Source organism: Streptomyces sp. NPDC046805, assembly GCF_040645355.1.
In the GTDB taxonomy this organism is placed as follows: domain Bacteria; phylum Actinomycetota; class Actinomycetes; order Streptomycetales; family Streptomycetaceae; genus Streptomyces.
Genome location: NZ_JBEYYC010000033.1, coordinates 49,842 through 72,847 on the forward strand (window position 1 = coordinate 49,842; position 23,006 = coordinate 72,847).

Sequence of the window (23,006 nt, forward strand, 5' to 3'; positions counted from 1 at the left end):
TCGCTGATGGCTTTATCGAGCAGGAGTTTGGGAGGCGCCGGGTCTCTTGCCGGATGGACGAGCGTGGCCAGGAGCCGGTCGACGAACACCAGCCGCTTCGCACCGGCGCCCACGGCTCGCTTCCGCGGCCGACACAAGCAGGCCTGGTGCCGTTCCTGCCGCAACGGGCCTACTCCGGACACGAGTTCAGCGATCACATCGGCCGACAGATCCGTGATCCGCCGGTCGCTGATGATTGCCGCACGGTTCACGTTCCCCATTACGCCACCGTGATCGGCGATCAAGAGCTCATCGCACTTCGCCGCCAACCATGCACGAGCTCGTTGGGAATCCGATTGCCTCTTCGCGGTCAGCTGCGCATCCTGCTGGGATGCGCTTCTCCATCAACATCCCCAACTTCGGTGGCTTCGCGGACCCTCGTAACGTGGCGACCGTGGCGGCTGCCGCCGAACAGGCCGGCTGGGACGGGCTCTTCGTCTGGGACCACGTACTGCATCGACAACACCAGGGGCGCCCCTTCGGAGACCCCTGGATGCTGCTGACCGCGGCCGCGCTGGCGACCTCCCGGATCCGACTGGGCACCCTGCTGACGCCGGTTCCCCGTTACCGTCCGCAGCAACTCGCCCGCCAGGTGGCCACCTTGGACCACCTCAGCGGCGGCCGGGTGATCTTTGCAGCAGGTCTGGGCGGTCCGATCGAGGACGAATACCGTAGCTTCGGCGACGCCGCCGAGCCACGTCTCCTCGCCGAGCGGTTGGACGAGGGACTGGAGCTGTTGAGGCGCTTCTGGTCCGGCGAGCCGGTGAACCACCACGGCCGGCACTACGAGGTCCGGGACGTGACACTGCTGCCCGCCACCGTGCAGCGGCCCGGCCCCTCGGTGTGGATCGGAGGGTTCTGGCCGCGTCGCATGCCCATGCGACGGGCAGCGCGGTGGGACGGCGCGGTGCCGCTCTTCGAGACGGCCCGGCATGGTCATGTGCCGGATGTGGCAGAGGTACGGGATCTGGTCGGCTATGTGCGCAAACACCGGACGGCCGGGTCCGAACGCCCCTTCGAGTTCGTGCTCGGCGGTGCCACACCCCCGGACGCGGCCAAGGCCAAGGATGTGATCGGTCCGCTGCACGACGCCGGCGCCACCTGGTGGGACGAACGACAGGTCCAGACCGGCCCCGACCTGGACCGCCTGGCTCCCGTACTGCACCGCATCGAGGCAGGGCCGCCGGTGGTCTGATGAGCCGTTCGAGGGTGCGCGTGGCTTGTCGGCCGGGGCTCTGGGGACGCTTGTTGGGCCGGTGCTGGGGCCGGCAAGCGCCTCGTCTCCGGCTGACTGAGCGCTTTGTCGGCGGTCACGGGCCATATTTCGCGCGCCCTGCGCCAACCCCGCACCCTACGATCACCCGGTACGGCTGCTGGAGGGGGCGGGAATGCTTGAGGACATCGAGGACGGGACAGCGGCAGCGATGCGGCTCGCGGGAGGTGCGCCGCTTCGGAGCACGCTTGATGTCGCCGACCCCAGTGACTGGCTCGCCCTGGACGCAGGAGCGCGTGAAGTGGCCTGGTATCGCCCGCAGTTCCTGCCGGAGTGGGAACAATCCGCCCCGCTGCCCGCCGACCTGACTCAGCTCGGCGAGTCTCGGCTCGCACTCGCCCTCTGCCACCGCAACGGGCGGATCCGTCAGGAGGCGGTGCGCCAGGCGGCCCGATACCCCGCTCTGCTGCCGTTGGTCGCGATCCGCTGCGCCGATTGGGCCGCCCCAGTGCGCGAGCACGCCCGGCAGCTGCTGTGCGAGGCCCTGGATGCGGACTCTGCCCCCGACCTCGCGCCGCTCATCCTCCGCGTCGGCCGCCGCGACAGAGGTGCCTTCGGCGTCGATGTGCTCGGTCAGATCCTGCGCCGGGCATCCCACGGCCAGCTCGTTGCTCTCTTCGCTGACCCCGACCGCATCGTCCGGCGATTCGCGTATCGGCTGGCCGTCGAGAGCCGGCTGCTCCGTCCCGCTGAGCTGGCTCGCGCAGCCGCCCGGGACGAGGACACCGTGGTCCAGGACCTGTGCGCCACAGCGGCGCTCACGACTCTGGGGGATGAGGAGGCGTACGGGGATGTGCTGCTTCCACTGCTGTCCGCGCGCAACCCGCGTACCCGCTCGGCCGGCGTCACCGGGCTGCGGCGGGCGGGGCGGTCAGAGCAGGCGGAGCCGTTTCTCAGCGACCGCTCCGCGCTCGTGCGCGCTTGCGCCCGGTATGTCGTACGCCAGCAGGGAGGTGATCCAGTGGCCTGGTATCGGGAGCGGTGCACGGCACCGGACGCCCCCGAGTTGATGCCCGGTGCGGTCATCGGGCTGGCCGAGTGCGGGAACCGCGCGGATGCCGGGCTGCTGTGGCCGCTGCTCGCGCACCCGGCCGCCCGGGTGCGGGCGCGGGCGGTGGCAGGTCTGCGGACACTGGACTGCGTAGATGCGAAGCAGTTGCGGCCGCTCCTCGACGACCCTGCCGCCGGTGTCGTCCGCGAGACGGCCGTCGCTCTGCTGCCCTCGGCAAAGGAACTGCCCGCCGACTGGCTACTGGAGCGCACCAGCTCCGAACGTCCACGGCACGTCCGCATCGGCGCATTCCGGCTGCTCGACGCGCGCGGCGGCATCGTGGGGCTACGGGCCGCGGTCGGTCTGTTGGAGGACCAAGATGCCAAGCTGCGCACCTGGGCGGGGCAATCCGTGCAGCGCTGGCATCCGTCGGCGGACGTGCGGCGCTGCGACGCGGAGGTGGGCGAACTGCTCGACCGGAGCCGGCACCTCTTCAGCGACTACGTGTTGCGCCAGCGCAAGTGGGAGGCCGGGGTGGACAGTTGAGTACGCCTTGAGGCGCAGGGGGATCAGTACGCTTCCCCTCCGACGTGCTCCACGAGTTCAAGCGGCGCGGTGAGGCCGAGCACCACGTGCCGAACCACTGACACCCACCACCGTGGACCGCTACGCCGACTGGGAAGACGCCAACGGACCGCACCCGTTGCGCGAGACGACCACCAACAGGCGGATCGCGCGCCACAGCTTGGAGCGCGTCGCCGCGGCCGGGAGGCAGGATCGGGCTGCCCTGCGACACCGTGACCGATCGGATGATCGCCTCCTTCGGCCGACCGCTACGGCCTGCCCCAGGGCAAGCTGACGGTCGGGGAGATGGCCCGCACTGCGTCAGCCGGCATTGCTGTACCTCCTGATTGGGGCGGGCCCAGCGTGAACCAGCGACTACGTCCATGGACTTGGGCGGAAGCGAGCTTAGAGATCAAGTGACTGTGTGTCATCGGGATGTGGTCCTAAAGCGTGTTGCACAAGGCCGTGATCAGGCAGGCCGAAGCGGGTGGTTGACCGGGGCGATCACGCGGTGAGGGCGAGGTTGTGCATGCGGGCGACGGCTTGGACAGCGTGGAGGAGGCCGTCGCCGTGCTGCCGGCGGTCACGCAGGATGTTGTAGTTCTTCATCCGGGAGAAGGCGTGCTCCACGCGAGCGCGGACTTTGCGGTGGGCAGCGTTGTCCTCTTCCCCCTCACCACCGCATTCCCGGACCACCCTCAGCACCCGACCGAACTGTGGTCCGGCGGCGGTGAGCCTTGCCGGAGCTTTCTCTGGCAGGTTCGGGTCGGTAAGAGTGGTGTAGAACCCTGGGCGTGGGGGCAAGGAGTCCGCCTCTGAGAGACGCATCGCAGCGTCGTCCATGTCGACGCCCTCGCCAACGCGATCGGGATTTGCTGGCGGCTCAGGTCTACCTCGGCGCCTACGGTCCCATGCGCCCGGAAGAGCTGGCCGGGCTTCGCCGCCAGGACGTCGACCCTGACGACCTCGTGGTCCGCGTGCGCCTCGCTGAGCCGAGCGGACCAACGGGCGACGCGCTCCCGGCCCGACCAAGTCCGATGCGGTTGCCCGTGTCCAACGCCGGTCTGCCGGGGATCGCCGCGCAGGCCATCTCCGCCGTCGACATCGCGCTGCTCCTGCACCCGTCTTCCGCGGTGGTCCGCGGCGGGTGAGATGTTGCCGACCCCGTACAGCCTGCTTGACGTCGTAACCGCCATTGGCATCCACGTACAACTCGGCTGTTTCACGAATGCTTTCGCGGGCCGCTCTCCGTGGCCCGTCGGCAGCTTGTCGGCGCCCGGGCCGAGCGACAGGCTCCTCGGCGCTGAGATCAGGGCAGTTCCGCGCTGTCGAGGCTGAGCATTTCCCTGAGCTGGGGCCGGTGGAGGCTGGCGATGTTCTCAAGCAGGTCGGGATGGCGCAGCAGAGGCGCGGCCTCGGTGTCCCGCTTCCCTGGGGCGGTCAGCCGGCGCAGGCCCTCGGCGGTGCGGTGCTCGCTCACGGCGAGGGCCTGGCGGGCGGCGTGGGTGGCCAGGGTGGGGTCGGCCAGGAGGCAGGCAGCCCAGCTGACGACGGTTTCGTCGATCCAGCTCCGCCAGGCGCTGTCGTCGGGCTGCGGCTCACAGCCGGTGAGCCGGTCCAGCCGGTGGGATCCGCTGGGTGCGAGCAGGTGCAGCAGCTGCACGTCGAGGCTGGTGGGGTAACGCAGGGTGGCGGCGAGCGTGATGGCCTGCCGGGCTTGGGCCTCGGCCAGCGCGCGGCTGAGCGCGCCGCCGGGGGCCGGGTAGGCGGCGAGAAGCCAGCGGGTGGAGGCGGCTATGACAGGTGTCAGATCGGTCACGGCGGTCGGTCCCTCGGGAACGTGCTCGCCTGTGTCCGGCAGACCGGTCCTGCGAGCTGTGTCGCGGAGCCGCGCTGCCCCGCTCGTGACACATCAGCGTAGGCAGCGGGACCCGCAGAGGGAATGAGCCACGTCACAACACGCTGGGCGCCCGGGTTCCCGACCAGGAACCCGGGCGCCCGGGCCGGAACCAGCCCCTACCGGGGTCAGGACTTGCCGCGGCCGGAGATGAGGTCGCGAGCCCGGTCCACCAGCCCGGCGCCGGGCGCGAGGAGCTTGTTGGCGGGCGGGGTGTTCGGCGCGGAGGGGTGCGGGCGGGTCGGGGCGAGGGACTTGGCCCGACGGATCTTGTCCCCGAGGTCGTTCAGCGCCTCAGGAGAGCAGGACTGGCGCAGCATCGGGAAGAGGTTGTCCTCCTCGTCCCGGACGTGGGCGGAGACCTCGTCCATGAGCTGCTGCAGCAGCGGGCTCATCTTCGGGTCGTCGGTGTCCGTCTTCTCCAGCTGCTTGAGGAGCTTCTCGACCTGGCCGTGGTCCGCGATCTCCTTGTCCGCGATCCGGTCGCCGCCGTCGATGTGCTCGCGTACCGCCGGATACAGGTACTCCTCCTCGGCGACCGAGTGCCGTACCAGTTCGATGGTGACCTCGTCCACGACGTCCCGGAGTTCCTGTCCGCCGCCCGGCATCCCCTGGATCCGGGCGAACATCTCCTCGACCTCCCGGTGGTCAGTCATCAGTTCCGCGATCGCGTCTCCGCCATGCCCCATCGTCTGTCCGCCTCTCGCTGGTCATACCTGGGCCGGGTCGGTCCCGCCCAGCTGACAGTGATTCCCCATTCGAACGGACCCGGCGCCGCACCGGGCGATGTCCACCCGGTCGGGTGCCTCCGTCATTCCGGAAGGGACGCACGAACCGGCCCGCGACCGTGCGTACGACGGCGGTCAGTCCTCGCCCCGTACGACGTTCCAGCCGTCCCCCTGCCGCAGCCGTCCCGCGTTGTTGTCGAGCGTCGCGCGCATACAGGTGCGTATGCCTTGCCCGCGCAGGCGACGCGCCCTCGCCCAACCCGTTTCGGGTCGGCGAACGACGATCGGGTTACTGGCTTCCGTGGTCACGGCGGCTCATCTTCCTTCTGGCTCCGGCCTGTTGAGGTCTGGTTCGTCCGTCCTGCCCCCGGTTGCTCTTCTCGTCCCGAGTGTCCAACGGGCCCGGCGTGAAACCCGGTTCGGGTCCGGCGGGGCGCGCCGCGCGTTATGGCCTGAGCCTGTCCTGGTGGCCTGCGCGCCACACCGAGAGAAGGACGGTCGCGTCATCGTCGAGATCAGCCGCGTGGTGTTCGACGACCGCGTGCATCAGCCGACGCAGGGCCTCGTGGAGCATCTGATGGCGGAGTGGTGGCGGACGATGAAGTCGACGAAGCGCTCCCGGCCGAAGTCGCGGCCCTCCACGTCCCGGGCCTCGACGATGCCGTCGGTGTAGAGGAGGAGCCGGTCGGCGGGCTGAAGCTGGTGGTGGCGCGTCTCGCCAGGCAGGTCGAGCCCGGTGCCCATCGGGGCGGCGGGCGGGCAGGTGCGCTCGATGGTCCAGCGGTCGTCGCGGATCACGAGCGGCAGGTGATGCCCGCGGTTGACCCAGGTCAGCGTTCCTGTGTCGAGATGGAGGTCGGCGAGGATGCCGGTGACGTAGCGGGCGGCGCCGAAGTGGGAGGTCAGCAGGTCCTCGATGGCCGGCCGGTCTCGACGAGCGATGCGCCCTGGCGGCGAGCGTTGTGAGAGGCCGCGACGGCCAGGGTGGCGGTCATTCCGGCGGTGGTGTCGTGTCCCATGGCGTCGAAGACGGACAGATGCAGCGTGGTGCCGCTGACGGCGTAGTCGAAGGCGTCGCCGCCCACCTCGATCATGGCCCGTGCCGCGAAGCGGGCCGACGTGCTGGGCGGTATCCGGTTGCCGTGACTGCCGGCCCGTCAGGTGACGGCGGTGTGGCACCGTGCTTCACGATGCCGATGAACTGGGGTTCTCGCCGGGGCACAAGCAGGCACGCGGGCCGGACCTTCGTGCCGGCGGACGCGTGCGTCGTTCTGCGTGGTTCGGGACCATGCGCCCCGGTTACCCCTGCCGTATGCCGCGCGGACTGCGGAAACACCTGAGATCGTGCTTCTGCCGGGTCCTCGGGGGAACTCGTCGGGCGGGATGAGCACCCGAGCATCTGTGACCGGGCCCGTACGAGAGAGGAGCGGCGCCATGCCGGCTGGATCGAGCTCCAAGCGAGAGCGCCAGTACGAACACATCAAGGAGAGCGCCCAGGACCGTGGTGAGTCGACGAAGCGGGCCAAGGAGATCGCGGCACGCACGGTCAACAAGGAGCGGGCCAGGTCGGGCGAGTCGAAGACCGCGAGCAGGACCTCGACCCGCGACCCGAAGTCGGCGTCCCAGCGCGGAGGGCAGCGCTCGCACAGCGGCGCGGGAGGACCGACCAAGGACCAGCTGTACGAAGAGGCCAAGAAGCGCAACATCGGGGGCCGCTCGTCGATGACGAAGAAGCAGTTGGAGAACGCCCTCGGGCGGTGAAGCGAGGTACCTGCGAGGGAGTCACGGCGCCTGCCCGCGCAGCGCCGTGGCTCCCTCGCGCCGGGCGGTGAGGAGCCTGGCGGCCAGGCGGTCCTCCAGGCTCGTGCTCGCGCGGATTCCGAACACCACGTCGGTGTCCAGGTGCGGCGCGCTCTCCAGGAGCCTGCCTACGACGTCGTTGCGTACGACCTGTGCGTGCACGGCGTCCGCCTCGACGTGCTCGGTGTAGAACCGTACGGCCGCGGGGCCCGCGCCGGTGCGGTGCATCGCTTCGGCAAGTCGGCGCGAGGCCGGGGACGAGGTCACTTCCATGGCGGCGAAGTGCCCGACGAGTGCGCCGCGCAGCGAGCGGTGCAGACCGAGCAGGGAGATCAGGTTGACGGTGGCGAGCGCTTCGGCCGGTGCGCCGTCGACGTACCGGCCGTACGCCGTGTCCAGGCGGAGGTCCGCCATGAGGGCGGCGAAGAGTTCCGCGTGGATCTCGTCGGGGCGCCCGGCGCCGAACTCGTCGTACTCGACGGCGACCATGGCCGCCTTGGCGCGCCCGCGCAGCCGCGGGATGACCCAGGCGTGCGGGTCGGCTTCCTTGAGGTGCAGACGGCCCGGGAAACCACGAGTCGACCCACAGGTCTCGCTCCTCCAGCGGCTTCACGGCTGGACCCTGGAGGATCCGGCCGTCCGGGGCGAAGTCGTCGATCCGATGCGGCGCGTGGGGTTCTTTGAGTGGACGGATCGGTGCCATGGACACCGAGAAGGGCTGGGTGTAGCGGGTCGACGAGCCGCACGGCTCGCAAGGCTGGCGCCCCTACGACGGCCATCCCGAGCGCTGGTGGGGAGCCGTCACCGCCGACGATACCGAAGAGGACGCCGAGTACGTCACCGCCCTCGTCGTCACCGACCTGGTGACCGAGTGGGAGGTGCGCGGCACCGGGCAGAGGCACGTGCGCGTGATCGTCTGCGAGGGCAAGGAAGGCGACGGCTTTGAGGAAGCGGCCTTCACCGTGGAGATCCAGCCCGGCGTGGACGCAGATCGACTGAAGCCTTCGCACGCGGTCAGGCGCGCAAGATGGCTCCGGCGGGCAAAAACAGTCCCCGGTAGTGCTGCGCGTGTCCTGAGGCTTCAGTCGTCACTGTTGCCTCGGTATCGCGCCGGCTTGCCGGGGGCCTAAACCGCATCCTGTCCAAGTCACTCCGCCGGCTAGACGTCCTCATCGACTTTGCGGCTCTTCCGGTGTTGTGGTCTAGTAATCAGCCTTCATGAGAAATGTCCCAAGTCAATAGATTTTGGGTAAATTTTTTAGCGCCTGTGTGCGTCGTCGAACCAGGCATTGACCAGGACGGTGACCGTCACTGTCGTCAGTTTGTGGGGTGCCAGGGACGAGCGGCGTATCGACCACGCTGACGCTGTAGCCATCCCCCTCCAGCCGGATCGCTTCGAAGGAAACGAGGGCGACGAAGTGGGGTGCGTTGGCGGCCCGCCACCGTTGGTCATCCTTGAGAAGGGGCTTGGGCGGGTGTCGTCTGCAGTCGGAGGCAAAGGTCGGTCGACCTCACTGAGGGGAGCGGCAGGCTGAGGGCTCGGACGTCGACACACCGTCGACAGATGCACCGAAATCACAGTTCAGCGGTGCCTTTCAGCGTAGGAGAGCGGTCGCTGCGCGGCGCCCGCCAGGCACTCGTGCCCTCAGCTGCCCGATCTTCGTGCGTTCACAGGGCGAAATCCATCGGAGAACCGTTCCTAGAGACTGAGCGGGAGTGAGTCCTGCTGCCAGGACTCGTGCTCGGTCGTGTGCCCCGAACGGTGTTGGGTACGCTGGTCTCCCGCGTTCGCTCCGCGTCCGGTCCCAGCGGATCGTGTCCGTGGTCCGGGAAGGCGGGGGCGGGTTTCCTCACGCCCTGGGGTGCCTGGTCCGGTCTGGGCGGTCCGATGCCCGCGACGATCACTCCGGTCGTCGCGGGGCGGTGCCGACGGTCGCCGGATCGGGTGCCCGAGGGCGCGTCTGCCGATCGCGATGCTCGCGGCATCGTGACGGGTGGGTTTGCTGTTCTTGCTGCTGAGGGGTTTCTGCCAGTGCTCGGCGCCCCACCGGGACGTGTAGGCGGGGTCGACCGCGACGAGGGGGACGACGAGTTCGGCGGCCATCGACACCAGCCGGGAGCGCAGCCTAGGCCGGCCGGTTCATCAGCCTGGTCGCCTACCTCGGCGACCGGGCAGTGCCCGCAGGACTGCCCGAGGCATCCGTCAAGCCCGCGATTTTCCTGTGGTCGTGGCTGGCCCAGTCCCTCACCGACGCGGCCGCCTACAACGTGCAGCATCTGCGCCAGCTCCAGGCACCTGTTTCCTGGCAGCAGTACCGGGGCTCGGCCGACTTCTGGAACCGCACGCTGCGGAACTGGCAGTCCGAGGCCAGCGGTGTGGTCGAGGCCGGGTCGTATGCCCCGTGTGCGACGAACACCTGGGCTCCGTGCCATTCGTACTTGACCACCGCAGACGGTCCCAGACGAGAATGCCCGGATTGGGCCGAATGATCGTCGTTACTCCCGACTGCACGGCTCATGCCCCCAGTGTCCCCCGCGGCCTCAGCCCAGGGTCAGCAGAACGATGGCGGCGGCCGCACTCGTCAGGCCGGTCACCTGTGCCCGGGTGAGCTTCTCGCGCAGTGCCGCAACACCGAGGACGGTGGGGATCGCCGGGTACAGGGATGCCAGTACGACGGCGATGGCCAGCATCTGCTGTTGCGCGGCTCGCAGATAGAGGATGAGCGCGAAGGCCGCGCCCGCTCCGATCACGACCGCTGCGGCCAGGGGTCCGGGAGGCTGCCGGAAGCGGGGGACCTGCCGCAGCGCGCTCGGCAGCAGGAGGAGTACGGCGGCCAGACGGCCGGTGGCCACGGGCTACAAGCCGCTCGCTGGCTCCGCCTGGGCGAGGCCGATGTACTGCAGGGCAACCCCTGAGCTGGCGAGCAGGCCGTCCGTCAAGCTCCGCCGCTCCCCGCCGGGATCGGCGCCGCCGGAGACGATCCACAGAGCGGGCACGGTGAGGCAGATGCCCAGCCAGGCCGACAGGGTGGGCCGGTCGCCCAGGAGCAACACTCCGCACAGTACGGACAGGGCGACTCCGGTGACGGCGCTGATCGGCACCGCGACGCTCATGGCCCCGCGGGCCACGCCCCGGTTGAGGAAGTGCATGGCGGCTCCGCTTCCGGCTCCGGACAGCGCTCCCCACCAGACGTCCGGGCGGCGGACTGCCTCGGCGGGCACCAAGGTTGCGGCCGCCAGCGCGAGCAGCAGCCCACCGATCTGCCCGAGGAAGGTGACTACGGTGTAGTGCGCCTGGCGGGACAGCAACCCGCCGGCGAAGTCGACGACGCCGTAACAGACCGCTGAGGCCAGGGAGAGTAGAGCACCCATCCATCCAAAGTGCCCGGCATGGATGCCTCGACTCGCTTCGGTACTGTCCTTCCGGCAGACGTACCTGATCGTGATTACAGGTCTCCGCGAAGCAAGGCTTCGGGGTCCCCGCGCGAGGCGCGTGCCCTCACGCGTGGCTACTGGGCAACCTGCGGTTGGTCGAAGGCGTCGCAGCGCCGGCGGGTCGCGGCCATGAGGCAAGCCCTCACGAGTCGGCCCGGGGCTGCACGACCGCGCCTTGGCGTTCCGCTTCGTCCTTGACCAGTATCGACAGCAGGGAGGCCACCGTCAGCCCCGACTCGGCCGGATGACGCAGGACCTTGCTCGGGTCGATGCTGTACTGGTTGGAGCGGCCGTTGCGGGTGTGGGAGAGGTAACCGTCCTGCTCCAGGTCCGAGATGATCTTCTGGACCGCACGCTCGGTGAGCCGGCACCGCACCGCGATGTCACGGATCCGCGCGTGGTGGTTGTCAGCGATGCTGGCCAGGACGCGCGCGTGATTGGTCAGGAACGTCCAGCCGGTGTGCGGCTCGGGAAATCCGTCGAATGCCACCATGGCCCAAATCGTACGTCTGGCAAAACACGAAGGAGCTTTCATGTATATCTTGACGTGTCGTGCAGGGCGTATGACGCGCGAGATGGACAGGTGGAGGAGGCGATCATGCTGGAACCGTGGGACGAGGTGCCGTTCGCGAGCGGGGGAGGCGGCGACCGTCGGCCACGGCCGACCACCACGAGCCTGATGGCACAGGCCGGCCTTGACGGGGACCGCGTGACCGTCGCCGTGAGCGGGGAGTTCTGCCTCGACGACAGCCAGCAGCTCCAGCACACCCTGCGCGATGCCCTTGCGAGGTCCGTCGAGGGAGTGGACCTGGATCTCGGCACCTTGGCCTTCACGGACTGCAGCGCGCTCAACGTGCTGCTGGCCGTTCGCGGCCAGGCGGTTGCGGCGGGGAAGACGATCACCATCACCGCCGTCAGCCCCGCCGTGGAACGGCTCCTGACCTTCACGGACACCTACGCCCTCTTTTCCGCCAAGTCCGAGGATCTCGATCCACCCGCGGGGAAATCCGAACCCGAGTCGCCGGGCGAAGGTACGGACGACGGGCTCCTCCAGACGGAGGTGGTCCAGCTCCGTCGTGCGCTGCGCACCCGCCCGGACATCGATCTGGCGCGCGGGATCCTCATGGCCACGTTCGGCCTGAACCCCGACGCGGCGTGGGAGGTGCTGGTCACCACCTCCCAGAACACCAACACCAAACTCCACCACCTGGCCAGGGACGTGGTGACGACGGTCCAGGGCATGGCCCTGCCGGATCCGGTCCAGAGGCAGCTCACTACAGCCGTTGCCGTAGCCCGCAGGACAGACGGTCAGCCATAGGGCGGTACCCGCACGGAAGCGATACGGAAGACGGTGTGCCAGCGGCCGTAGCGTGCGCAGCGGCGTGACCAATGCTCGCCCCCTGACGATGTTCCAGTCGGCGCTCGTGTTTTCGTGGCGCGGCCGCGTCAGATCTCGCCACCGGCAGTGGGTCCTTCCCTGAGGCGCGCGGCAGCCCGGGCCGCCGCGCTCTGCGCGCCCAGGGCGGTACGGAAATCGCGCGACGGACGCCCCGGTTGGCCTCGCGGATCTCGGGAACCCGACGGCCATGGCTCTCGACCATTCCCAGGCTCCCGTGCTCGACGCACTGGCCGATTACCGGCGAACGGACCAACTGGCGTTCTCCCCACCCGGTCACAAGCAGGCGCGGGGCGCTGACCCGGCGGTGCGCGAGGTTCTGGGGGACGCCGTCTTCCACGGGGACGTGCTCGCCAGCGGGGGACTCGACGACCGGCGCACGCGGGGGCGGGTCCTGGAGCGGGCCGAGGAACTGATGGCCGACGCGGTGCATGCCTCACACACCTTCTTCTCGACCTGCGGCAGTTCCCTGTCGGTCAAGGCGGCGATGCTCGCCACCGCCGGACCGCACGAGGAACTCCTGATCGGACGCGATGCGCATAAGTCGGTCGTCGCGGGTCTGATCCTGTCCGGGATCCGCCCGGTGTGGGGCGACCCCCGCTGGGACACCGAACGGCATCTCGCGCACCCGCCGTCGGCCGAGGACTTTCGACAGCGTCTTCGCCGCACACCCTGACGCCCGTGGCGCACTCGTCACCAGCCCCACCCCGTACGGGAGTTGCACGGACCTGCGTGGTATCGCCGATGTCTGCCACGCCCGGTCCGTACCGCTGATCGTGGACGAGGCGTGGGGCGCGCATCTGCCGTTCCACCCTGATCTGCCCTCGTGGGCGATGGACGCCGGTGCCGACGATCCACAAGATGGGCAGTGGTCTCGAACAAGGGTCGGTCTTCCATCTTCAGGGCGAGCTGATCGACGTGGACGTGCTGGGGGCCTGCGCGGACCTGTTCGGCACCACCAGCCCGTCGGTGCTGATCTACGCCGGTCTCGACGGCTGGCGCCGCCAGATGGTCCTGCGCGGCAAGTCCCTCATGCAACACGCCCTGGATGTCGCCGCCGGTGTACGGGAGGCCATCGAGGAGGTCGACGGGCTGCACGTCAACGACCGCGCCGATTTCTGCGGTCCGGACCTGGCCGCCGATTTCGATCCGCTGCCTGTCGTCATCGACCTGAGCGGCCTGGGCGCGACCGGTTATCACGCGGCCGACTGGCTGCGCGATAACCGGAGTGTGGACGCCCATCTCGCCGATCACCGTCGCCTCGGCACCCAGCTCACGCACGCCGACGACCATGAGACCGCGAGTCGGCTGCTCGATGCGCTCCGGGCCTACGTCCGCGCGGCAGCCGAGCAGCCGCCTGCGCCGTGCCCCGACGTTCCCGCGCCCGACGAACTGCGGCTGACGCAGGCCGTGCTGCCACGTGACGCGTTCTTCGGTCCTACCGAGGACGTTGCGGTGGCCCATGCGGAAGGGCGGATCGCCGCCGAGCTGATGACGCCGTATCCACCGGGCATTCCCGCGGTGCTGCCCGGCGAGTGTCTCAACTCCGGTGTCCTGCGCTATCTGCGCACGGGCGTCGAGGCCGGGATGAACATCCCCGATGCCACCGACCCGAGCCTTCGCTTCGTACGAGTCGTCAGGGATGCCTGATCGACCGGGCCTCGGGCCGACCGAGGCCTTGTCGGTCTGCCGACGGCACGGAGTGCTGGTTCGGCTCGGTTGGCAGCTGTGCTTGTGAAGGGTTCCCGCATGCCGTAGAACCGGCCTGACCGGTCGGGCGGGACGCGAGAGGGGGCAACGGCGACGCGTATTTCCAAGCTCTGGAGGACCGATCCGCGCACCGTCAAGTACCGTTGAGCCTGGGGATGGTGGAGGGCGACACACTCCGCTGAGCTATCACGCATGGTCCTAATGCGGTAACGCGGTGGCGAAGGTCCTCTTCTTCCGCACGCTCCGCGATACGGCGACCGGGTACCAGAAATTTCGGATCGATGTCTGCGAGCCAGGACCCGAACGTGACACCGATCGCGGTCGACGCGAACGACTTGCGCGCTTCATGCGAGCCGCTTACCGGCTTCGCCCCGAACGGCCGAGGAACGGCGTCGCGAGGCTGGCCACGTGCGGTCGACGCCAACGAACTTGCTGACCCCTACTTCGTGCGCAGACAGGAGTATCGCGGGTGATCATGACACGGTGTGCGCGCCTCAGGGTCTCTCCGCACGGATGACCACGAGTTCTTCTCGGCCCGCGCAGCCGCACAATCCTTGCCGAACCAGCCATGCGCGCCGGGAGCGCAGCACAGGCCCATAAGGCACCTGTGCGCGCTCGGTAACCGATGCCTGAAGCCCGGTTCGCACGAGTTGCCGCAGCGTGGCTTCCGTGCCGCACAGGGTCGAATGCACGATCAGGAGAACTCCACGTGGGCGGAGAAGCGCTGATGCGGAAGCGCAGATTCGGTTCACGAACGCCCGCCCGTCCAGTCCGCCCTCCCAGGCGCGGGCCCGGCCGTACCTCGGCAATCGAGAGGTCGGTGAGGGAACGTACGGCGGGTTACTCACTACTAGGTCATAGGTGTGACCTGCGATAGCCGCAAGGAGATCTCCATGGCGGACCAGTACCTGGCAGCCGGCCAGCAGCGCGTTGAAGCGGGCGGTCAGCACGGCCGACCACGAGACGTCCACGGCCGTGACCCGGGCGCCTGATCGCGCCGCCTGTATGGCGAGCACACCACTGCCGGTGCCGAGATCCAGAACGTCGGTCGTGGGTCCGATGTCTTCCTGCTGCAGGGCTCGCGCCAACAGCGCTGTGTCGCTTTGGGGGGCGTATACGCCCGGCGGCGTCAGCAGAAGCGTTGACCGAGCCGGCCCTGAAGTTTCCGGCGTCATGGATCTCCTGATTGTCTCTCACGCTTGGTTGCGCCGACTGCCGCCCTGCGCCGTAGCCGCCCGCTGGTTCTCGCCGCGGCTAAGGCGCGTCCTCCGCCGGATGCAGCGCAGAGTGCCGGAGCGAGGGAGAGCTCTCTCAGCCGGGGGTGACGCGGCCGCGCCACGAACCGGTCTCGCCGCCGCGCGCCTCAATGAACTCCTTGAAGCGCCGCATGTCGCCCTTGACCCGTCGATCGGCCGCTCCCAGCCAGTCGCCAACCGTCTCGACCGGACCGGTGGGCTCAATGTCCATGACGATTGCCACGCGGGTACGGTCATCACCCAGGCTCAGGAAGCGAACGCTGCCGCGCTGTCGGGTGTCACCACTGATCGTGCGCCAGGTGATCCGCTCGTCGGGAAGCTGGTCGACGATCTCCGTGTCGAAGTCGCGCCGCATGCCACCCAACTTCGTGGTCCAGTGGTTGTGGGTGTCGTCGAGCTGTTCCACCGCTTCCACGCCCTCCATGAACTGCGGAAAGTCCTCGAACTGTGTCCACTGGTTGTAGGCGGCCCGAACCGGGACGTCGACCTCGACCGATTCCTTCACCGTGCCCATGGCTGTTCCGCCTTCCGGGTTGGGCCCCGCGGTTGCCGCCCCGCGAGGCTTGGCCTTCCGAGTACCCCATGGGGCCAGATGCTCGCGTGCCTTTCCCGCATGGTGCGTCGCGGCAGCCGGCCCGCGGGCGGCGATGGCGAGGAAGCGGGTCCGGGAGGCTCGCTCTGCTCTGTTGGCGGTAGCACGAGATGCTCTTGCGACGGCGCCAAGGGCCGTGCGCTCACAGCCAGACAACCTTCACAGGAGGGGCCGAACGCCGGGCTCGTCGGCCGCAGTGGAGAAGCGTTCGTCGTCTGTGCTGGGCGTAGCCCTCGCGCGTCCCACGGGAATCACCGGGCTCTTCCGGACGTCCTCCAGAGCGAAGGCGGCCGCGGCGTACACGGCGAGGCCAGTGAGGGCGAGGCCGAGGGCCCCCGCCGCCGTCTCCCACTCCTCCCAGGCGGACAGCTGGTAGACGGCGATGAGCAGGAAACGTACGGCCGCAAAAGTCAGGACCGCCGAGGCGGCGAGCTTGCCGCGGCCGGCGGCCGCGACGGGAACGAGCAGCGCCGCCCCCGCCACGATCAGCAGCAGCCCGAGGGCCGCGCTGGTGGCGCCGGGCGGGCTGAGAGCCGTGACCGCTGCGATGGCCAGCCAGGTGCACGACAGGATCCCCATAGCCGTCCCCACGCCGGTGTCACGGCACCAGAACCCCAGAAGCGCGGCCACGAACTGGGTGGGGAAGACGAAGGTGAACAAGATCAGGCTCACCGTGTAGCCCTGAAGGGTCGGGACCCATCCCAGCTGGAGTCCCGCTGTCACGAGCGTGCCGCCCGCCAGACCGAGGAAGCCAAGCGGAAGCGGACTGCCCAGAGGACGCAGATGCACCACGGCGCTGGGCTCATGAGCATCGTGCGCCCCGCCGGCCGGCGGTGTTCCCGCACCGGACGAGTCGTCGGCGCCGCGCGTGGTCGGGGTCGCGTTCATCTCCGCCTCCTCGGGCTGCCATCCGGTAATTGGCCCGCCGCCGTCCGGTACGACGAGCGCGATCCGCCCGTGTCGGGGGCAGGCACGCATCGGCGGATGCGGCGGGTCGACTTCCGGGTACCCGCATGGCTGTAGTCCGGGCCGGATGTCGGTATGAGGAGGCGGGACCCGTGGACCGGAGCCGAGTCCAGGACCGCATCGCAGCCCCCTGGGGCCGCCGCACTCCGTACGGGCCGGGATGCCCCTGGCCCGTGCGCGTCGATGCGTTCTTGGCAGAGGGCGTCTCGGAGGACGATGTGGAGCGGTGGGTGCCATCGGCGTCCGTGCTTCACTCGAATGGCGATGCCATGGACATCGCGGTACGGGACGAGCGGATCGTCGGCGTTCGGGGGCGGCCCGATGACAGGGTTAACCGGGGCCGTCTCGGGCCCACCGATCTGTTCGGATGGCAGGCGAACGCCGCGCCTGACCGGCTCATCCGCCCCCTTGTCAGGGAGAACGGCGAGCTCGTGGAGAGCGACTGGGACACGGCGATGGACCGGATCGTGCGCCGGACCCGTGAGCTCCTCGACGAGCAGGGGCCCTCGGCCATTGGCTTCTACACCACCGGCCAGCTTTTCCTGGAGGAGTACTACACGCTGGCGCTCATCGCCCGCGGTGGCATCGGCACCAACCATCTGGACGGCAACACCCGCCTGTGCACCGCCACCGCGGCGGAGGCCCTGAAGGAGTCCTTCGCCTGCGACGGACAGCCGGGCTCGTACGCCGACATCGACCACTCCGACGTCATCGCCCTGTTCGGGCACAATCCGGCCGAGGCTCAGTCGGTGCTGTGGAGCCGCATCCTGGACCGCCGCGCCGGGCCCGATCCGCCCGCGCTGTTTTGCGTCGACCCGCGGCCCACCCCGGTGGCCGAGGAGGCCGACGTACACCTCGCGCCGCTGCCCGGAACCAACGTCGCGCTCATGAACAGCCTGCTGTACGAGGTCATTGCCGCAGGACGTATCGACCGGGAGTACCTCGACGCGCACGTCGTGGGCTTCGACGAGCTGGAGCGGACCGTCCGCGCCTACCCGGCCGAGCGGGCCGCCGCGCTCTGCGACGTCCCTGCGGAGCGCATCAGGCAGGCGGCGCGCCTGCTGGGGGACGCCCGGCGGCTGCTCTCCACCGTGCTGCAGGGCTTCTACCAGGCGCACCAGGCCACCGCCGCGGCCGTGCAGGTCAACAACCTGCATCTGATCCGCGGGATGCTCGGCAGACCCGGCTGTGGTGTCCTGCAGATGAACGGCCAGCCCACGGCCGAGAACACCCGGGAGTGCGGAGCCGACGGCGACCTGCCCGGATTCCGGAACTGGGCCAACGAGGACCACGTCCGCGACCTCGCCCGCCTGTGGAACGTCGAGCCCGAGCGTATACCGCACTACGGTCCGCCCACCCACGCCATGCAGATGATGCGCTACGTCGCGGGGGGCTCCATTCCGTTTCTCTGGGTATCTGGGACGAACCCCGCGGTCTCGCTCCCCGACCTCGGCCGCGTCCGGGCCCTGCTCGACCAGGAGCGGCTCTTCCTCGTCGTACAGGACCTCTTTCTCACCGAGACGGCAGCCATGGCAGACGTCGTTCTGCCAGCCGCCGGCTGGGGCGAGAAGACCGGCACATTCACCAACGCCGACCGCACTGTCCACCTCTCCGAGAAGGCTGTGAAGCCGCCCGGACAGGCCCGACCGGACCTGGACATCTTCCTGGATTACGCCGACCGGCTCAGCCTGCGCGACAAGGACGGCGCACCACTGGTCACCTGGCACGATGCGGAGAGCTGCTTCGAGGCGTGGAAGGCGTGCAGCCGCGGGCGGCTGTGCGACTACAGCGGCCTCAGCTACGCGAAGCTGCGCGAGCACGGCGGAATCCAGTGGCCGTGCGACGAAGCCCACCCCCACGGCACCGAACGCCTCTACACCGACGGCGAGTTCTTCAGCTCCCCCGACCACTGTGAGAACTACGGCCGCGACCTAGTCACCGGCGCACCGGTCAGCTCCACGCAGTACCGGGCGATGAACCCCCACGGCAAGGCGATCGTCAAGGCCGCCGACTACCTCCCGCCGCACGAGCCGGTCAGTGACACCTTCCCGCTCCGGCTGATCACCGGCCGGACCCTCTACCACTTCCACACGCGCACCAAGACAGCCCGCGCGCCTCAACTGCAGCGCGCCGCCCCCGAAGTATGGGTCGAGCTGGCGCCGACCGACGCCGCCGGTGAGCACATCGGCGAAGGCGACCTCGTCGAGATCACCACGCCCCGCGGCACCGTCCGCGCCCGGGCGCGCCTCACCGCCGTACGCCCGGGAGTGGTGTTCCTGCCGTTCCACTACGGCTACTGGGACAGGGCGGACACCGCGGACGGGGCCAGTCGCGCCGACCGAGCCGCGAACGAACTGACGCTCACCGACTGGGACCCCGCGTCCAAACAGCCGCTCTTCAAGGCGGCGGCGGCACGGATCCGGCTCGTCGAGCACCGGGACGGGCCGTCGCCGGCGCCCACGACCGGGGCCGCCGCCCCGCTGGACTCGGAGGTGGCCCCCACCCGCGGTGGCCCGCAAGCGTATGCCCATGAGAGCCGGGAGGTCGGCCGATGAGACTTACCGTCGTGCTGGGAGACCTCCATGAGCGCGAGTGCGGGCTCGCACGACACCTCGCGGACATCGCACAGCGCCACCGCGCCGACCACGAGGTCCACCACGTCGCCCGCGACCTGTCGAACTGGTGCCGGGGCCACGCGGCCACGCTCGCCGAGGTGGGCCGCCCGCACGGGCTCGACCGGAGCGCCCTCGAAACCGAACCTCGGAGCGCGCCCTCGTCGGCGACACCCGAGGCGCATGCGTTGTCCGGCCGGCTCGCGGAGCGGGCCGATGATGACACCGGACTGCGCCTTCTGTACGACCTGCGCCAGGTCTGCACGGACGCCACGGGCGTACGGCTGGACTGGGAGATGGTCGGACAGGCGGCCCAGGCCCTCCGAGACCCGGCGCTTTTGGACGCCGCGCAGAGCTGCGGAAAGGAGACCCAACGGATCATCCAATGGGCCGACGGGAAACTCAAGGAGGCCAGTCCTCAGGTCCTTTCCACCTGAGGCCGCGGAATCCCGCTCCGCCGACCGCAGCACGGACAGGGCGTGGAAGGAGTCGTCCGCGCCGGCGCACAGCAGCTCACCGGTCATGCCGAAGTGCCAGACCAGGAACGGCTGATCGCCGATCGCGGCGATCAGCAGCTTGCCGTGGCGGCGTGGTCGGCCGAGCCGCCGCCCCTCCACCTCCCGCCGCAGCCGCCGCGCGGTGACCCCGCGCAGGACACCCGCGTCGCGCACGTCGACGCGCCGTACGCACCGGCCGCGCCCGCAGGACTCCAGCACCCCGCGAAATCCCTCGACGTCGGGCAACTCCGGCACGACCGCCTCCCGCACCACTCGTCGGCGTACGGCCTACGCGGCGAGCGGCGCGGTGTCCATGCCCGCGTGCTCGCGGAGTCCGTCGAGGAAGTCCTGGAGCGCCTCGACCGCCGAGTGCCGTGGCTGCCAGCCCAGTTCGTCACGGGCACGCGAGGAGTCCATCAGCGGCAGCCGCAGCACGGCGTCGAACAGATCCGGCGAGGCGGGCACCAGCCGCAGCCGCCACGCCGCCGAGAGGGCGGCCCGCACCGGCGGCAAGGGAACGCGCACTTGGCGTGCTTCGAGGATCTCGGAGAGCCGGGCCGGGTCCAGGACCGGCTCGGCGGCGAGGTTGAACGCGCCGCGCACCGGGCGCGTGACGGCCGCGACGTACGCGGCGGCGGCATCGTCGGTGTGCAGTGCCTGGAACACCAGCCCCGGCAGATCCGGCACCATCGGCACGAACGGCGGCCGCATCAGCTGAGGCGGGATCAGCGACCCGGCGAAGATCCTGCGCTGCTCCGACGCCGACTCCCGTTTGAACAGGAAGCCCGGGCGCATGCGCACGACCCGCATCTCCGGGTGCTTCAGTTCGTACGCGTCCAAGTAGCGTTCCAGGTATGCCTTTTCGCGGCAGTACGCCGCCTGGGGCCAGCCATGGGTCGGCCAGGATTCGTCGACCGCGCGGTCCTTGGGGCCCGGCGTGTAGGTGCCGACGGACGAGGCGTGGACCAGTGCGGGGACCTTGGCGGCCGCGGCGGCCTCGAAGACCCGGATGCTGCCCAGCACATTGGTCCGCCAGGTCGTCACGGGGTCGTGGGTGGGCTGGAACTTCCAGGCCAGATGGACGACCGCGTCGGCGCCCCGGAAGTGCGGGACGAGGTCGGCGCCGTCCGGGTCGATGTCCGCCGCGACCCAAGTCGTCTTCTCCGGTCGCCATTCGGGAGTCCTGCGGGCCACGCCGACGACCGACGCCACCCCGGGGTGGCGGCTCAGTGCCTCCACCACGCTTGTGCCGACGTTGCCGGTCGCCCCGACGACCACGACCCGGAGGCCGTCGGCGCCTCTTTCTGCTTCATGCCGTGCCGTGCTGTTCATGGCAGCCGCCTTCCATGGAGGCCCCCTCGGTGGGCGAGTACCCGGAGCACGGGCCCGCATGCGGCCGTACGGCTGGTGAACCCGGGGCTGTCGGGTACTCGGTGATGAGGGGGCGAGCCGCTACACCGACAACCTGAGGAGGCGGCCATGCGCGCGCTCACCTGGCAGGGCAGGAGGGATGTCCGGGTGGACACGGTCCCCGATCCCGGGCTGCGGGATCCGACCGATGTGATCGTCCGGGTGACGACTACCGGAATCTGTGGTTCCGACCTGCATCTGTACGAAGTCCTGGGTCCGTTCCTCGAGGCCGGGGACATCCTCGGACACGAGGCCATGGGCGTCGTCGAGGAGACGGGCCCCGAGGTGTCCGAGATCGGGCCAGGGGACCGGGTGGTGATTCCGTTCAACATGTCCTGTGGTACGTGCTACATGTGCGGTCAGGGCCTGCACTCGCAGTGCGAGACCACCCAGGTGCGGGAACGCGGCATGGGTGCCTCGCTGTTCGGCTACACCAAGCTGTACGGCCAGGTCCCCGGCGGCCAGGCCCAGTACGTCCGGGTGCCCTTCGGCGACCGGCTCCCGGTCAAGGTGCCCGAGGGCCCGCCCGACGAGCGCTTCGTGTACCTGTCCGACGTCCTGCCCACGGCCTGGCAGGCCGTCGAGTACGCCGACGTGCCCGACGGCGGTTCGGTGGTGGTCCTCGGCCTCGGTCCCATCGGCGAGATGGCCTGCCGCATCGCCCGGCACCGCGGGGCCGGCCAGGTGATCGGCGTCGACCTCGTCCCCGAGCGCCTCGCCCGGGCAGCCGAGCACGGGGCGACGACCCTCGATCTGCGCGAGTACGGGGACGATCTTCCCGACGCGATCCGCGACCTGACCGACGGCCGCGGACCCGACGCCGTCATCGACGCCGTCGGCATGGAGGCGCACGGCGCCCCGGTCGTCGAGGCGGTGCAGCGCGTCACGGGCATGCTTCCCAATGCCCTCGCCCAGCGCCTCATGGAGCAGGCGGGCCTCGACCGGCTCGGCGCCCTGCGCACCGCGATCGACACGGTCCGCCGCGGCGGCACGATCTCGATCTCCGGCGTGTACGGGGGCATGGCGGACCCGCTGCCGCTGCTGACGCTGTTCGACAAACAGATCCAGCTCCGCATGGGGCAGGCCAACGTCCGCCGCTGGGTGGACGCCATCCTGCCGCTGCTGACCGACGAGGATCCCCTCGACGTCGAGTCCTTCGCGACCCACACCATGCCGCTGGAGCGGGGCCCCGAGGCGTACGAGATGTTCCAGGCCAAGCGCGACGGCATGATCAAGACGGTCCTCAAGCCCTGGTGAAGGGGCTGGCCGGGCACGCGCCACGGGCTCTCGTTATACGCGAAGCCGGCGATCTCGCCAGAGCGGGGTCGCTCGGCGTGTGCCCTCGGACCGGAGGGGTGAAGTACGTCCGAGGGCACAGCCCCGCCGCTGCCCTCCGCGGGCACGGCGGGAGACTCATTCATTCCATTCTCCGCAGTGAGTAAACGGGCGATCGCGGCCCAGTCCTGGAGCCCGGAGGGCCTTACTCCGAATGGCCCGGGCGCTTGGCAGGGAGCAAGCTGAGGGCGTGAGCGACGAGCCGCTCGGCACCGCGTTCTCGGATCAGGACTTGCGGCCGCTGGCCTCCCTGTCCTGCCAGGCTGCTGTCGACCCTGCGCGGCCTTCCTGAGCACCGCTGGATGAATTCTGCGAGCACCGCGCTGGAGCCGTGACACTCGTCTACAGCGTGCTCGTTGCACGAGATCCGTGTGGCCACTATCGCGTGCCAGTTTCTTGGAAGTGCACCCCAGCTTCATCGCCTCGCTTTTGCGAGCCCCCTGCCTCGCGTCGGTCAGCAGAGTCAGACGTCGGCCAATGCCTGCCACCACCCCAGACATCCCTT

General features: G+C 69.7%; 21 protein-coding genes and 7 pseudogenes. 12 read left to right on the forward strand and 16 right to left on the reverse strand.

All coding sequences use genetic code 11. The features are described 5' to 3' along the window. Positions 1 to 370 precede the first annotated feature (370 nt). Positions 371 to 1,234, forward strand: coding sequence for an LLM class flavin-dependent oxidoreductase (locus ABZ910_RS29535; RefSeq protein ID WP_361370731.1), 864 nt, complete (start codon positions 371 to 373; stop codon positions 1,232 to 1,234). A gap of 193 nt (positions 1,235 to 1,427) precedes the next feature. Beyond that, positions 1,428 to 2,849 carry a hypothetical protein gene (locus tag ABZ910_RS29540; protein WP_361370734.1) on the forward strand — a complete coding sequence of 474 codons (1,422 nt, stop codon included), beginning with the start codon at positions 1,428 to 1,430 and terminating at the stop codon, positions 2,847 to 2,849. 522 nt (positions 2,850 to 3,371) lie between these two features. Here the strand turns inward: ABZ910_RS29540 and ABZ910_RS29545 are convergent. Then, a pseudogene (locus ABZ910_RS29545) lies at positions 3,372 to 3,536 on the reverse strand (transposase); the annotation flags it as partial. A 130-nt stretch (positions 3,537 to 3,666) separates the two neighbouring features. On the opposite strand from ABZ910_RS29545, the pseudogene ABZ910_RS29550 reads away from it, so the two are divergent. Further along, a pseudogene (locus ABZ910_RS29550) lies at positions 3,667 to 3,909 on the forward strand (site-specific integrase); the annotation flags it as partial. A gap of 267 nt (positions 3,910 to 4,176) precedes the next feature. On the opposite strand, the gene ABZ910_RS29555 reads toward ABZ910_RS29550, so the two are convergent. The 5 genes from ABZ910_RS29555 to ABZ910_RS29575 all read right to left on the reverse strand — a co-directional run bounded on the left by ABZ910_RS29555 (position 4,177) and on the right by ABZ910_RS29575 (position 6,586). Next, a complete protein-coding gene (locus ABZ910_RS29555; protein WP_361370737.1) occupies positions 4,177 to 4,686 on the reverse strand; it encodes a hypothetical protein in 510 nt (169 codons plus the stop codon). A gap of 206 nt (positions 4,687 to 4,892) precedes the next feature. Next, positions 4,893 to 5,453 carry a hemerythrin domain-containing protein gene (locus ABZ910_RS29560; RefSeq protein ID WP_361370739.1) on the reverse strand — a complete coding sequence of 187 codons (561 nt, stop codon included), beginning with the start codon at positions 5,451 to 5,453 and terminating at the stop codon, positions 4,893 to 4,895. A 174-nt stretch (positions 5,454 to 5,627) separates the two neighbouring features. Next, positions 5,628 to 5,801 carry a hypothetical protein gene (locus ABZ910_RS29565; protein ID WP_361370742.1) on the reverse strand — a complete coding sequence of 58 codons (174 nt, stop codon included), beginning with the start codon at positions 5,799 to 5,801 and terminating at the stop codon, positions 5,628 to 5,630. A gap of 237 nt (positions 5,802 to 6,038) precedes the next feature. Then, complete coding sequence (locus ABZ910_RS29570; protein WP_361370848.1) at positions 6,039 to 6,434, reverse strand: PP2C family protein-serine/threonine phosphatase; 396 nt, start codon at positions 6,432 to 6,434, stop codon at positions 6,039 to 6,041. Continuing rightward, a complete protein-coding gene (locus tag ABZ910_RS29575) occupies positions 6,395 to 6,586 on the reverse strand; it encodes a hypothetical protein (RefSeq protein WP_361370856.1) in 192 nt (63 codons plus the stop codon). The genes ABZ910_RS29570 and ABZ910_RS29575 overlap by 40 nt, the downstream gene beginning before the upstream one ends. A 340-nt stretch (positions 6,587 to 6,926) precedes the next feature. Here ABZ910_RS29575 and ABZ910_RS29580 point away from each other — a divergent pair, with 340 nt between their 5' ends. After that, entirely contained in the window at positions 6,927 to 7,253 is a 327-nt protein-coding gene (locus tag ABZ910_RS29580; protein ID WP_361370744.1) for a plasmid stabilization protein, read from the forward strand. A 21-nt stretch (positions 7,254 to 7,274) separates the two neighbouring features. Here ABZ910_RS29580 and ABZ910_RS29585 read toward each other — a convergent pair. After that, a pseudogene (locus ABZ910_RS29585) lies at positions 7,275 to 7,847 on the reverse strand (iron-containing redox enzyme family protein); the annotation flags it as partial. A gap of 1,144 nt (positions 7,848 to 8,991) precedes the next feature. Further along, a pseudogene (locus ABZ910_RS29590) lies at positions 8,992 to 9,432 on the reverse strand (hypothetical protein); the annotation flags it as partial. Positions 9,433 to 9,467: 35 nt separating this feature from the next. Here ABZ910_RS29590 and ABZ910_RS29595 point away from each other — a divergent pair. Further along, positions 9,468 to 9,782: a DUF6766 family protein gene (locus ABZ910_RS29595; protein ID WP_361370747.1), complete on the forward strand. Its 315-nt coding sequence runs from the start codon at positions 9,468 to 9,470 to the stop codon at positions 9,780 to 9,782. A gap of 51 nt (positions 9,783 to 9,833) precedes the next feature. On the opposite strand, the gene ABZ910_RS29600 is transcribed toward ABZ910_RS29595, so the two are convergent. The 3 genes from ABZ910_RS29600 to ABZ910_RS29610 form a co-directional block, all read right to left on the reverse strand. Further along, entirely contained in the window at positions 9,834 to 10,145 is a 312-nt protein-coding gene (locus tag ABZ910_RS29600) for an EamA family transporter (RefSeq protein ID WP_361370750.1), read from the reverse strand. Positions 10,146 to 10,148: 3 nt separating this feature from the next. Beyond that, positions 10,149 to 10,664 (reverse strand): EamA family transporter, encoded by a 516-nt coding sequence (locus ABZ910_RS29605; RefSeq protein ID WP_361370753.1) that lies wholly within the window; start codon positions 10,662 to 10,664, stop codon positions 10,149 to 10,151. Positions 10,665 to 10,869: 205 nt separating this feature from the next. Next, on the reverse strand, positions 10,870 to 11,220 hold the full coding sequence (locus tag ABZ910_RS29610; protein ID WP_361370756.1) for a helix-turn-helix domain-containing protein: 351 nt from the start codon (positions 11,218 to 11,220) through the stop codon (positions 10,870 to 10,872). Positions 11,221 to 11,325: 105 nt separating this feature from the next. Between ABZ910_RS29610 and ABZ910_RS29615 the strand changes: the two genes are divergently transcribed. The 4 genes and pseudogenes from ABZ910_RS29615 to ABZ910_RS29630 form a co-directional block, all read left to right on the forward strand. Next, positions 11,326 to 12,045 carry an ANTAR domain-containing protein gene (locus tag ABZ910_RS29615; RefSeq protein WP_361370759.1) on the forward strand — a complete coding sequence of 240 codons (720 nt, stop codon included), beginning with the start codon at positions 11,326 to 11,328 and terminating at the stop codon, positions 12,043 to 12,045. Between the two features lie 268 nt (positions 12,046 to 12,313). Then, positions 12,314 to 13,152: pseudogene (locus ABZ910_RS29620) on the forward strand (ornithine decarboxylase); the annotation flags it as partial. Positions 13,153 to 13,614: 462 nt separating this feature from the next. Continuing rightward, on the forward strand, positions 13,615 to 13,773 hold the full coding sequence (locus ABZ910_RS29625) for a hypothetical protein (protein WP_361370850.1): 159 nt from the start codon (positions 13,615 to 13,617) through the stop codon (positions 13,771 to 13,773). Positions 13,774 to 13,910: 137 nt separating this feature from the next. Next, positions 13,911 to 14,032 (forward strand): annotated as a pseudogene (locus ABZ910_RS29630) (aromatic ring-hydroxylating dioxygenase subunit alpha); the annotation flags it as partial. A gap of 295 nt (positions 14,033 to 14,327) precedes the next feature. Here the strand turns inward: ABZ910_RS29630 and ABZ910_RS29635 are convergent. The 3 genes from ABZ910_RS29635 to ABZ910_RS29645 form a co-directional block, all read right to left on the reverse strand. Beyond that, on the reverse strand, positions 14,328 to 15,008 hold the full coding sequence (locus ABZ910_RS29635; protein ID WP_361370762.1) for a HemK2/MTQ2 family protein methyltransferase: 681 nt from the start codon (positions 15,006 to 15,008) through the stop codon (positions 14,328 to 14,330). A 136-nt stretch (positions 15,009 to 15,144) separates the two neighbouring features. Then, positions 15,145 to 15,603 carry an SRPBCC family protein gene (locus ABZ910_RS29640; RefSeq protein ID WP_361370764.1) on the reverse strand — a complete coding sequence of 153 codons (459 nt, stop codon included), beginning with the start codon at positions 15,601 to 15,603 and terminating at the stop codon, positions 15,145 to 15,147. A 237-nt stretch (positions 15,604 to 15,840) separates the two neighbouring features. Next, positions 15,841 to 16,569 (reverse strand): hypothetical protein, encoded by a 729-nt coding sequence (locus ABZ910_RS29645; protein ID WP_361370767.1) that lies wholly within the window; start codon positions 16,567 to 16,569, stop codon positions 15,841 to 15,843. A 323-nt stretch (positions 16,570 to 16,892) separates the two neighbouring features. Between ABZ910_RS29645 and ABZ910_RS29650 the strand changes: the two genes are divergently transcribed. Continuing rightward, the gene (locus ABZ910_RS29650; RefSeq protein ID WP_361370770.1) at positions 16,893 to 19,202 is read left to right on the forward strand and encodes a nitrate reductase; all 2,310 of its coding nucleotides are present in this window, start codon (positions 16,893 to 16,895) and stop codon (positions 19,200 to 19,202) included. Then, positions 19,199 to 19,696: a hypothetical protein gene (locus ABZ910_RS29655; protein ID WP_361370859.1), complete on the forward strand. Its 498-nt coding sequence runs from the start codon at positions 19,199 to 19,201 to the stop codon at positions 19,694 to 19,696. The genes ABZ910_RS29650 and ABZ910_RS29655 overlap by 4 nt, the downstream gene beginning before the upstream one ends. 51 nt (positions 19,697 to 19,747) lie before the next feature. Here ABZ910_RS29655 and ABZ910_RS29660 read toward each other — a convergent pair. Both ABZ910_RS29660 and ABZ910_RS29665 read right to left on the reverse strand, forming a co-directional pair. Next, positions 19,748 to 20,011: pseudogene (locus ABZ910_RS29660) on the reverse strand (DNA-formamidopyrimidine glycosylase family protein); the annotation flags it as partial. 33 nt (positions 20,012 to 20,044) lie between these two features. Continuing rightward, positions 20,045 to 21,088 (reverse strand): NAD-dependent epimerase/dehydratase family protein, encoded by a 1,044-nt coding sequence (locus ABZ910_RS29665; protein ID WP_361370773.1) that lies wholly within the window; start codon positions 21,086 to 21,088, stop codon positions 20,045 to 20,047. A 147-nt stretch (positions 21,089 to 21,235) separates the two neighbouring features. Here ABZ910_RS29665 and ABZ910_RS29670 point away from each other — a divergent pair, with 147 nt between their 5' ends. Then, a complete protein-coding gene (locus ABZ910_RS29670) occupies positions 21,236 to 22,423 on the forward strand; it encodes a zinc-dependent alcohol dehydrogenase (protein WP_361370776.1) in 1,188 nt (395 codons plus the stop codon). Positions 22,424 to 23,006: the final 583 nt, after the last annotated feature.